This window comes from Streptomyces sp. NPDC059456 (assembly GCF_042750055.1).
Classification (GTDB): Bacteria; Actinomycetota; Actinomycetes; order Streptomycetales; family Streptomycetaceae; genus Streptomyces.
Window position 1 is genome coordinate 302 of the sequence record NZ_JBHYVA010000257.1, and the last position, 10,323, is coordinate 10,624.

Annotated in this window: 6 protein-coding genes; 1 reads left to right on the forward strand and 5 read right to left on the reverse strand. The window is 73.8% G+C overall.

The features are described from left to right. Nucleotides 1–498: 498 nt before the first annotated feature. The 5 genes from ACFXA3_RS22140 to ACFXA3_RS22160 all read right to left on the reverse strand — a co-directional run bounded on the left by ACFXA3_RS22140 (nucleotide 499) and on the right by ACFXA3_RS22160 (nucleotide 8,238). Nucleotides 499–1,638 (reverse strand): substrate-binding domain-containing protein, encoded by a 1,140-nt coding sequence (locus ACFXA3_RS22140; RefSeq protein ID WP_385189148.1) that lies wholly within the window; start codon nucleotides 1,636–1,638, stop codon nucleotides 499–501. Nucleotides 1,639–1,676: 38 nt separating this feature from the next. Further along, nucleotides 1,677–2,756 (reverse strand): ABC transporter permease, encoded by a 1,080-nt coding sequence (locus ACFXA3_RS22145; protein WP_385189150.1) that lies wholly within the window; start codon nucleotides 2,754–2,756, stop codon nucleotides 1,677–1,679. Continuing rightward, nucleotides 2,753–4,303, reverse strand: a complete 1,551-nt coding sequence (locus ACFXA3_RS22150) for a sugar ABC transporter ATP-binding protein (protein ID WP_385189152.1) — start codon at nucleotides 4,301–4,303, stop codon at nucleotides 2,753–2,755. Before ACFXA3_RS22150 ends, ACFXA3_RS22145 begins: the two co-directional genes overlap by 4 nt. 163 nt (nucleotides 4,304–4,466) lie before the next feature. Further along, nucleotides 4,467–7,193 (reverse strand): SpoIIE family protein phosphatase, encoded by a 2,727-nt coding sequence (locus ACFXA3_RS22155; protein WP_385189154.1) that lies wholly within the window; start codon nucleotides 7,191–7,193, stop codon nucleotides 4,467–4,469. 115 nt (nucleotides 7,194–7,308) lie between these two features. After that, nucleotides 7,309–8,238 (reverse strand): cyclase family protein, encoded by a 930-nt coding sequence (locus ACFXA3_RS22160; protein ID WP_385189155.1) that lies wholly within the window; start codon nucleotides 8,236–8,238, stop codon nucleotides 7,309–7,311. 389 nt (nucleotides 8,239–8,627) lie between these two features. On the opposite strand from ACFXA3_RS22160, the gene ACFXA3_RS22165 reads away from it, so the two are divergent. Then, nucleotides 8,628–10,040 carry a family 2B encapsulin nanocompartment shell protein gene (locus ACFXA3_RS22165; protein ID WP_385189157.1) on the forward strand — a complete coding sequence of 471 codons (1,413 nt, stop codon included), beginning with the start codon at nucleotides 8,628–8,630 and terminating at the stop codon, nucleotides 10,038–10,040. Nucleotides 10,041–10,323 lie beyond the last annotated feature (283 nt).

Consider the following 10,323-nt stretch of genomic DNA (forward strand, 5'->3'; position numbering starts at 1 on the left):
CCGTTTCGCCTGCCCGGACGGCCGGCACGACGCCGAGCCACTGCTCGCCGACCCGGTCACCGGGCAGCCGTACATCGCGAGCAAACCGATCGGCGCCACGGGGCGGTTGTACGAGGCGCCTCTGCCCCGGCAGACCGGCCGGGTCAACACCGCGACCGCGGCCCCGTCCGGCCCGGTTCTTCACGACCGACGGCGCCTTCTCCCCGTCGGGTGCCTCGTACGCCCTGCGCGGCGGCGGCCCGCTGGGCGCCGCGGCCTCCGTGTACGACGCCGCCGGGACCAGGATCGCGGACGTCCCCCTGCCCACGCAGCCCCAGGGCGAGACCGTGACGTACCTCGACTGCACCAGCCTGCTCGTCTGCCGCCGGAGGCCACCCCGGGCTGCGAAGCAACATTCACCCCCCCCACACCGCCGCCACCTCCCCCCTCACCGTCAACTGGCTCTGAACCGCCGCCCCGGCCGATGCCCCGCACGGTCCCGCTGCCGGCGCCGCGCGGTCAGCCGTGCCAGATCTTCTCGTACGCCTGCTGGTAGCCGCGGGGGTCCCAGGAGGTGGCCCCGGCGCTGTTCTCGGCCGTGGCGATGTGGACGGGGGCGACGTAGCCGCTGGCCGGCCGTCCGGCGAAGGCGCGGTTGAACTCGTCGACGATCTGCCAGCCCTGCTGCGAGAGCGGCTCCGGGACGGTGGCGGCCTGGTACTGCTTGCTGTTGATGCGCCGGAACGCGGAGGGGTCGCCGTCGCCGGCGCCGATGTTGTGGGGCGGCCCGGAGCCGGGCTTGCCGGCGGCGCGGAACGCCGGTGCGGCGTCGTCGAAGTAGAGGTCGTTGATGGCGACGGAGTACGTCCACTTCTGCTGCAGGCGGGACAGCAGCGAGGAGACCTCCTGGGGGGTGCGCCGGCTCGCGTCCGGAATCGGGATGTTCTTGTGCGCCAGGACCTGCACACCGGGACAGGCGGCGAGCCGCTGCTCGATCAGCCGGGACTTCGTCCCGGCGAACGGGATCGAGTCGTCGGTGAAGACGACGACCCCGGCGGAGCCGCCGGACCGGGCGATCACCCAGTCGGCACTGGCCTTCGCCACCTCCTCCACCTTCGTGGTGACGTTCGTGAACAGCTTCGGGTCCGTACTCGGGCCGGGGGAGCTGACGGCGTGCCAGCCGACGAGCGGAATGCCGGCGGCTTCGGCCCGCGCCACCTGCTGGGAGGTCAGCCGGGGGTCGAACCCGCCGATGACGATGCCCGAGGGCTTGAGGGTGACGGCCTGGCCGAGCGCCGCCTGGATGCCGGCCGGGGTGCCGTCCCCGTCGATCACCCGGACGTTCCAGCCGATGGCCTGCGCCGCCTCCCGGACGCCCTTCGCGACCCCGGCGACCCCGGGGTTCGTCATGGTCTGCGCGACGTAGACCAGCGATTTGCCGGGGACGGCCGCGGGACCGGCCGTGGGCCCGTTCCAGGAGGTGTCGGGGTTCTCGGCGCGCTGTACGGCCGCCTTCGCCTCCCGCAGGACGTCCGGACAGCCGGCGGCCGAGGGGGCCGTGGTGTTCGACGGGCCGCCGCCCCCGCAGCCGGCGACGGCGGTGGCGGCCGCCGCCAGCAGCGCTGCGGCCGCGAGGGCGGTCTTGCGGTTCGGGTACACGGTGCTCGCTCCTGGGGCCGGTGTGCGCGGGGAGGTGTTCAGGGGGAGCCGTCGTCGGCCCCGGTCACGGGCGGCCGCTCCTCGGGTGGCCCGCCCGCCGCGACGGCGTCGGGACGCAGCCGCCGGCGGGCCGAGTAGCCGGCCAGGCCGACCGCGATGAGCAGCGTGGCGCCGTTGAACAGCGGGGTGGCCCAGAACTGGGCGCCGAGCTGGCCGATCCCCGCGAGCCCGACGGCGAGGACGGTCACGGCCACGAGCGTTCCGATGGCGTTGGCGCGCCCCGGCTTGATCGCGGTGGAGCCGAGCAGGGCGCCGACGAACGCGGGCAGCAGGTAGTCCAGGCCGACGCTCGGATTGCCGATCTGCTGCTGCGAGGCGAGCAGCACTCCGGCGAGGCCGACGACGGTGCCCGAGGCGGCGAAGGCGTGGATGCAGTAGCGGCGCGTGGGGATGCCGACCATCACGGCGGCCCGCGGATTGGAGCCGATGACGTACAGGTACCGGCCGAACGGCAGCCGCTCCAGGACCACCCACAGCACGACGACGAGGGCGAGGACGTAGAAGGCGGGCAGCGGCAGCCCCAGGAAGCGGGCGTCGTACAGGTCGGTGAAGGCGGCCGGGAGGCCGTCGGGGCCCGGAACGATCCGGCTCCCGTCGGTGATCCAGCCGGTGACGGCGTACATCATGCTGCCGGTGCCCAGCGTCGCGATGAACGCGTCGATGCGGGCGAACTCGACGATGGCGCCGTTCACGGCGCCGGCCAGCGCCCCTCCGAGCACCACCGCGAGGCAGGCGAGCGTCCAGGGCCAGCCCTCGTCGACGATGAGGTAGAGCACCATGACGTGCGCCAACCCCAGGCCGTAGCCGATGGACAGGTCGAACTTGCCGCCCGCGATGCAGATCGTCGCACCGAGCGCCAGGACGGCCGTCACGGACTGGGTGGAGAGGATCGAGGAGACGTTGTCCCGGGTGGGGAACGTGTCGGGCAGGAGGACGGAGAAGGCCAGGAAGAGCAGGACGGTGAGGGCGAGGAGGCCGTACCTGCCGAGGAAGTGCGCGTGCGGGTGACCGGACACGGAGCGGCGCGCCGGGCCGGCCCCGGTACGGGAGGGGCTCACCGGCCCTCCGCGCTTCCGGTGATCGCGGGCAGGGCCGAGGCGGTACGGGTGAGTTCGGCGACGGTCAGGGCCTCGCCCGCCGGCTCGGCCACCACGCTCCCGCGCCCGAACACCAGCGCCCGGTGACACACGTCGGCGACCTCCTCGAAATCGGTGGAGATGAGCAGGACCGCCAGGCCGGCGGCCACCGCTTCGTCCAGGAGCCGGTGGATCGAGGCCTTCGCGCCGACGTCCACGCCCGCCGTCGGCTCTTCGAGGATCAGCAGCCGCAGGTCCCCCCGCAGCCGCCGGCCGACCATGACCTTCTGCTGGTTGCCACCGGACAGGGTGGCGATCGGGACCTCGCTGTCGCGCGGGACCACCGAGAACCGGTCGATCAGGGCGGTGGCCTCGGCGCGCTCGCGCCGCGGACGCACCCAGCGCCACGCCGGCACACCGGCCGCCCGGGGGTTGGCCAGGAAGTTCTCCCGTACGGTCAGTTCCGCGGCGCAGCCCTCCTCCTGCCGGTTCGCGGCCACGAGGCCGACGCCGGCGGCGAGCGCGGCGGCGACGGTGCGCGGACGGTACGGACGTCCGTCGAGCAGGGCCCGCCCGCCGAGCAGGGGCAGCGCGCCGGCCAGGGCGCGGCCGAGGTGCATGTGCCCGGCACCGGTCAGACCCACCATCCCGAGCACCTCGCCGCCCCTCAGCTCCAGGGTCACGGGCCCGGTGCGGGCGGTCGTCACGCCGTCGAGGCGCAGTACGGGGGGCCCGCCGGCGGCCGGGGCCCGGCGCGCCGGCCGGGCCGGTTCGTGGCCCACCTTGTCGCGCACCAGCCGGGCCGGGTCGTACGGGGCGAGCGGCCCCCCGCTGACGATCCGGCCGTCGCGCAGGACGGCGAAGGCGTCGGCGACCTCGTACACCTCGTCGAGCCGGTGGCTGACGTAGAGGATCCCGTGCCCCCGGTCCCGCAGCTCGTGCAGTACGCCGAACAGGCGCGCGCAGTCCGCGGCGGGCAGGGTGGCGGTCGGCTCGTCGAGGACGAAGACCCGAGCCCTCTTCGCCAGGCCGCGCGCGATGGCGACCAGCGAGCGTTCGGCGGGGGCGAGGTCGGCGACACGGGTGTCGGCGTCCAGGTGCCCGGCGACGATCCGCAGCGCCCCGGCGCAGCGCTCCCGGGTCCGCCGCCAGGAGATCAGGCCGCCGCGGCGCGCATAGCCCGTCCCCAGGGCGATGTTCTCGGCGACGGTCATCCAGTCGACCAGGCCGAGGTCCTGGTGGATGAAGGACATGCTGCGGGAGGCCGCCTCGGAGCCGAGCGGGTGCCCGGCCACGCTCACCTCGCCCGCGTCGGCGCGGTGGACCCCGGCGAGCACCTTGATGAGGGTGGACTTCCCGGATCCGTTGGGGCCGAGCAGGGCCAGGACGCTGCCGCCGTGGACGTCGAGGCCGACCGCGTCCAGGGCGAGGGTGCCGCCGAACCGCTTGACGAGACCGCGTATCCGCACGAGGGGCTCCTCGCCGTCGCGCGCGGGCGGGCGGAGGGAGGTGACGGGAGTGTCGTGCACGGACTCCTCCGGGGCCGCCTGGGGAGGTTCTTCCTGAAGGGACGAGGACACCGGTGATGCTACTGGTGGCCATGTGCATATGGGCGATATGTCGCCCCCTGTGCCCCCGATGGTCGAGTGGAGGGGGCCGGGGACCCGGGCGAGGGGCGGGCCGCCGGGCGGATCAGGCGGCGTCCAGCGTGCACTCGGCCCAGATGACCTTGCCCCGGGCGGTGTACCGGGTGCCCCACGCGTGGGCGAGCTGCGCGACGAGGAACAGACCGCGCCCGCCCTCCTCCGTGCTGGCCGCCCGCCGCAGGTGCGGGGCGGTGTTGCTGCCGTCGGAGACCTCGCAGATCAGGGTGCGGTCGTGGACGAGGCGGACCCGGATGGGCTCGGTGCCGTAGCGCACCGCGTTGGTGACCAGCTCACTGAGCATCAGCTCGACGGCGAACGCGAGCTCCTCCAGCCCCCAGTCGGCGAGTCGGCGGGTGGCGGCGGCGCGGACGCCGGCGACCTGGGCGGGGTCGGCGGGCACGTCCCAGGAGGCGATCCGGTCCGCGGGAACCGTACGGGTGCGGGCGACGAGCAGCGCGATGTCGTCCCCGGGGTGCTCGGGTGCCATGGCGTCCATGACCGCCCGGCAGGTGTCCTGCGGGCTGCGGTCCGGCCGGGCCAGGACGTGGCTCAGCTGGTCCAGGGCCACGTCGATGTCGCGGTGGCGGTCCTCGACGAGTCCGTCGGTGTACAGGACCAGCGTGCTCCCCTCGGGGAGCCCGATCTCCGCGGTCTCGAACGGCAGCCCGCCCAGTCCCAGCGGCGGTCCGGCGGGCAGCTCGGGGAAGGTCACGCGGCCGTCGGGGTGGACCAGCGCGGGCGGCGGGTGCCCGGCGCGGGCCATCGTGCACTGCCGGGTCGTCGGGTCGTAGACGGCGTAGAGGCAGGTGGCGCCGGCGATGCCGGTGCTGTCGGGGTCGTTGTCCCCGCCCTCCTCCCGGTCCAGGCGCACCAGGAGGTTGTCCAGGTGGGTCATGAGCTCGTCGGGGGCGAGTTCCAGTTCGGCGAAGTTGCGCGCGGCCGTCCGCAGCCGGCCCATCGTGGCGACGGCGTGCAGGCCGTGGCCGACGACGTCCCCGACGAGGAGGGCGACGCGGGTGCCGGAGAGCGGGATGACGTCGAACCAGTCGCCGCCCGCTCCGGAGGCGGCGGGCAGGTAGCGGTGCGCGACCTCGACGGCGCCCTGCTCGGGCACGCCGCGCGGGAGCAGGCTCTGCTGCAGGGCCAGGGCCAGGTTGTGCTCACGGGTGTAGCGGCGCGCGTTGTCGATGCAGAGGGCGGCGCGCGCCGCGAGTTCCTGGGCCAGCCGGCTGTCGTCGTCCCCGTAGGGGGCCGGGTCCTCGGAGCGGTAGAAGCTCGCGATGCCCAGCAGGACGCCGCGGGCGAGGAGCGGGACGCAGACGAGGGAGTGCACCTTGTGGGCGAGGATCCGCCGGGCGTGCTCGGGTTCCTGGTCGATCCAGCCGACCGCTTGTTTGAGGTCGGGTTCCAGTACGGCGTGCCCGCTGTCCAGGCACCGCATGTGGGGGGTCGCGGCGCGCAGCTCGACCCCTTCGCCGGCGGGGTAGAAGGGGCAGTCGTCGCGGATGCCGTGGAGCACCGCCCGGTACAGCTCGCTGCGGGGGTCGGCGGACTCCTCGCCGCGCAGCACCGACTCCGGCACGTCGATCGTGACGTAGTCGGCCAGCCGCGGAACGGCCATCTCGGCGAGCTCCCGGGCGGTGCGGGTCACGTCCAGCGTGGTGCCGATCCGGGTGCTGGCCTCGGCCAGCAGCTCCAGGCGGCGCCGCGCGGCGATGGCGTACTTGCCCACCTCGGGCTCGCCGACCAGGACGAGCCCCCTTCCGCGAGCCGTCCCGGGGGTCGTACCAGGTGCCGCCCCGGGCGCCGCTGCGGGCGGCGGTCCGGCGCGGGCCGGCACGGAGAGGTGGTGCTCCGCGGGCGGCTCGCCGGTGAACACGGCCTCGACGACGACGCCCTCCACTCCGGAGCGGCTCGTGAGCGGGGTGCTCAGCAGGGTGACCCCCCGCCCGTGCGGGAGGGCCACCTCGACGGCGGCCCGCTGGGGCGAGCAGATGAGCTCGGTGGCCTTCTCCTTGAGGAGCGTCTGATCGCTGTGGTCCAGCCCGCTGTCGCCGAGCTGGTCCAGACCCATCAGCGGCCCGTCCCCGGGGGCCGCGCCGTCGTGGGCCAGGTGGCCGGCCTCCAGGTAGGTGCGCAGCAGGGCGCGCTCCCGGGCCGAGCGCTGCTCCATCAGCCGCCGCTCGATGCCTTCCGCCGCCCGGCGGACCAGGACGGCCAGGGCCGGGGCCTCGTAACCGTGCGGGTAGCCGAGGCAGAGCACGCCCACGATGTGCCCGCTCAGCTGGTCGCGGATCGGGGTGGCGGAACAGGCGTTCGACTGGGAGCGCTCGGCGAAGTGCTCGGCCCCGTAGACCTTGACGAGCCGCCGTTCGGCGAGTGCGAGGCCGATGCCGTTGGTCCCCGCGAAGCGTTCGGCGAAGACGAATCCGGGGACGGCCTGGATGGGGGGCAGGGTGCGGGCGAGGCCGGGTTCCCCGAAGCGGCGCTGGAGCACCGTTCCGTTCCCGTCGGCGAGGCAGACGTTCATCCGGCTGCCGCCGAACCGGGACGCCAGCCGGTCGAGCACGGGCCCGGCGGCGTGGACGAGCCGGCTGTCCGGATCGAAGTCGTCCCGGTAGGGGAGCTCGGTCTGGTCCGGCGACAACCCCAGTGACTGGCAGCGCAGCCAGGAGTTCAGGATCGGGCTCCGCACCCCGTCCGCGATCGTCTCGCCGACCAGGAACCGCTCACGGGAGCGTGCGGGGCCGATCTGCTCTCCCGTGGCCCCCATGTGCATCACGTCCCCTTGCCGAGTCCTCGGCGCCGTGCCCCCGGCCGCACCGGAGCGACCCCACCGAGCAAGTGCTTTCTGAGTATATTCCTACCCATTTGTCCGCATCGCCCGATCAGAGGACCGCGACCGGATCGACCGGGGAACCCGTCCCGCCCGGTACGTTCAGCGGCGCCACGACGATCATGAACTCGTGGCGGTCCGCCCCGGCGCAGGCCGCCGACAGCGCTTCGAGGTCCAGGTTGTCCAGCAGCGGCACCCCCATGGCGGCCACGGCGAGGGCGTGGACGGGGGAGTGGACGCCCTCGACCGGCGAGGGGCGCAGATCGCTGTCCCCGTCGCCGCCGAGCAGGGCGATGGCGCGCTCGGCCAGCAGCGGCACCGCGTCCACGTGGAAGCCCGCGCTCGCGGCGCCGGAGTCCCAGGCGCCGAGCTCGCGGCTGCGGCGGAACCGTCCGGTGCGCAGCAGTACCGCGCAGCCCTCGTCGATCGTCACGCCCAGTGCGCGCTCGGCGGCGACGACGTCCCGCGCGTGGACCGGGTGCCCCGGCTCCAGCCAGTCCGCCCCGTGGACGGCCGGCAGGTCGAGGAGCACCCCCTTGGTGACCAGCGGGCCGAGCGCCGCCACGGAGCCGAACCGGGCGCCCCCGGAGCCGACGGCCTCCCGCGCCGGACGGCCGTCGTAGAGTCGCCCCTCGTAGGCGACGTGTGACAGCGCGTCCAGGTGGCTCACGGCCTTGCCGTGGTAATCGGCCGCGAGGAAGTCCTTGTACGTGGCGGGCTCGGGTGCCTCCACGTCGCCGAGGTCGGTCATGTGGTGCAGGGCCGGCCTGGGGTTGTCCGGACCGGGCCGGGTGTCCCAGGGCAGCCCCAGCGGTACCGCGGTTCCGGACCGGACCAGGCCCGCGGCCCGCCGTACGTGCTCCGGGGTGACCCGGTTCCAGGCGCCGCGGTCGGCCGGGGTCCAGCGGCCCCAGGTGCGGACCGCCGCGAAGATCGCGTCGAACTCCTGGCGGGAGACCGCATCCGCGGGGCTGCTGCTCATGGGGACTCACCGCTCCAGGGCTCACGGGGGTCTCCGGCCCGAAGCGGGCGGGGAGGTTGGCCGGAGAACGAGCATGCCCGACCGCGGACCGGCGCCGGGGTGGCCGCGGCGGGGCCGAATGTCTGATTCTGCGTCAACTTCGATACCCGGGGCAGGTGTTCGAGCGAGGCTGAAAGTTGATATAGCGCCCCTTAAACATCCCGCGCGCCAAGATCGCCGTATCGAGGTAATGGCGACGGCTGAAGGGGCGCACGGCTTACACGGACGGTTAGTGTGCTCCCGGATCTGGATGGATTGCCCGGATATCCGCCCCCTTTCTTTCTTCTTTCGCCGGTGACGTGCGCCCCCGCGGGCGCCGCTCACCACCCTTACGAAGGAGCTCCCGTCCGATGACCGTGGACACCAGCCCGGAGGCGCAGCTCGAAGCGCCCCGGCAGACCAGCCTGGGTACGGCGGCTGCCCGCAACCTCGCCACCACGACCAAGTCCGCCCCGCAGATGCAGGAGATCACCTCCCGCTGGCTGCTGAAGATGCTCCCCTGGGTGGAGACCAAGGGCGGCACCTACCGGGTGAACCGCCGGCTCACCTACACCGTCGGCGACGGCCGCATCGAGTTCGTCCAGGACGGGGCCCACGTCCGCGTGATCCCGCGCGAGCTGGGCGAACTCGCCATGCTGCGCGGCTTCGACGACGTGGAGGTGCTGACCGCGCTCGCCGGACGCTGCGTCCAGCGCGACTTCCGTGCCGGTGAGGTGCTGGTCGAGCGGGGCACCCCCGCGAACGAGATCCACATGATCGCGCACGGCCGGATCAACCAGACCTCCGTCGGCAAGTACGGGGACGAGGTCGCCGTCGCCGTGCTCGCGGACGGCGACCGGTTCGGCGAGCACGCCCTGCTGGACGGGGCCGGCGGCTGGGACTTCACGGCCACCGCGGCGACCGCGGGCACCCTGCTCACCCTTTCCCGTTCCGACTTCGCCTCCGTGCTGTCCTCGGCGCCGCACCTGCAGGCCCACGTCCAGCAGTTCGGCTCGCTGCCGCACCAGCGGCAGAACAAGCACGGCGAGGCCGAGATCGCGATGTCGGCCGGCCACACCGGCGAGCCGGAGCTGCCCGGCACCTTCGTCGACTACGAGCTCAACCCGCGCGAGTACGAACTCTCCATCGCCCAGACCGTGCTGCGGGTGCACACGAGGGTCGCGGACCTCTACAACGAGCCGATGAACCAGACCGAGGAGCAGCTCAGGCTCACCATCGAGGCGCTGCGCGAGCGCCAGGAGCACGAGCTGATCAACAACCGGGAGTTCGGTCTGCTCCACAACGCCGCCTTCAAGCAGCGGATCCAGACCCACTCCGGCCCGCCCACCCCGGACGACCTCGACGAGCTGCTGTGCCGCCGCCGCGGCTCCAAGCTCTTCCTCGCCCACCCCAAGACGATCGCGGCGATCGGGCGCGAGTTCAACGCCCGCGGGCTGTACCCGGACCACGTCGACCTCGGCGGACAGCAGGTCCCGGCCTGGCGCGGCGTGCCGATCCTGCCGTGCAACAAGATCCCCATCAGCAAGGAGAACACGAGCTCGATCCTCGTGATGCGTACCGGCGAGGACAACCAGGGCGTCATCGGCCTGCGCCAGACCGGTCTGCCGGAGGAGTACGAGCCGGGCCTGTCGGTGCGGTTCATGGGCATCGACGAGCGGTCGATCATCTCCTACCTGGTCTCCACGTACTACTCCGCCGCCATCCTGGTGCCCGACGCCCTCGGCGTGCTGGAGAACGTCCAGATCGCCCGCAGGCAGGACTGAGGGCTCTGCCCGCGTCCTCCCGGAGGACCCGCCCGACGGCCGTGAAGCCCGGGACCCGCGTCCCGGGCCGCCCGGTCCTGCCCGGGATCCGGGACAGCCAACCACCTCACCAAGGAGTCACGGATGCCCGACCCCGGGCCTTCCCCTCTGCAGTCGAGCCTGCCCGCCGCCGCGGCCCGTTTCGGGGCCCACGGTCACGGCCGCGGCGTCGAGGCCGCCGCCGTCGCCCCACCCTCCCTGCCGTCGGTCCTCCCGGCAGGCCCGTCAGTCCTCCCGGTGGGGC